Origin of the sequence: Aliihoeflea sp. (assembly GCF_052435475.1) — a bacterium.
GTDB lineage: Bacteria > Pseudomonadota > Alphaproteobacteria > Rhizobiales > Rhizobiaceae > Aliihoeflea.
This window is the reverse complement of the sequence record NZ_JBQVMV010000023.1, coordinates 36,727-37,385: the sequence shown is the minus strand read 5'-3', so window position 1 is coordinate 37,385 and position 659 is coordinate 36,727. Positions and strand designations below refer to the sequence as shown.

The window sequence follows — 659 nt, the reverse complement described above, 5'->3', positions numbered from 1 at the left end:
GTGCCGATGACGGCGCCGACGATGAAGAAGGCGTGGGTGACGAGCATGCGCGAAGAGCCGCCGCCGACGGTGAAGAGCGTGCCCGAGCCGCAGCCGCCGCCAAGCTGCATGCCGAGGCCGAAGATCGCGGCGCCGACGAGGACGGAGATTCCGACCGGCGCGGTGGCGGGCGCGAGTGCCTGTCCGCCGAGGCTGCCTGCGGCCAGAAGCGGGATCATCGCCACCGCTGCGACGGCGATCATGAGCATCTGCGCGCGCATGCCGCGACCGCGCTTTTCGACGACCATGCGCCGCCAGCCGCCGGTGAAACCGAACGAGGCGTGGTAGAGCGTCGCGCCGAGAAGGCCGCCGAGGACGAAGAGCGAGGCCTGGCGCAGGTCGACGAGCCAGGCGATCAGCAGGAAGCCGGCGACGAGCGCGGTCGCCGCGACGAGCATCGGCGCGCGGTCGGGAATTGCGGGCGGCAGGTAGTTCGGGCGGGGAAAGGCGGCGTCGGTCATGATGTCCGGTTCGTCTCGGTCAAAAAGCGAATGCCCGGCGGGGCCGGACATTTGGCACATTCGGCTTGTTTGGCGGATTGAGCAAGGGAGGGGCGGGGTGGGAACGCAGCGGGGGGGGGGGGGGGGGGCGGAGGCGATGAGGTAGGCTTCCTCGGCGGA

The 659-nt window shown here is 70.9% G+C and carries 1 protein-coding gene; it reads right to left on the bottom strand.

Going from position 1 to position 659, the window contains the following annotated elements:
* Positions 1 to 500 (bottom strand): YeeE/YedE thiosulfate transporter family protein (locus ACT6QU_RS18035; RefSeq protein ID WP_444836989.1); only part of this gene is annotated, 500 nt, incomplete at its 3' end.
* Positions 501 to 659: the final 159 nt, after the last annotated feature.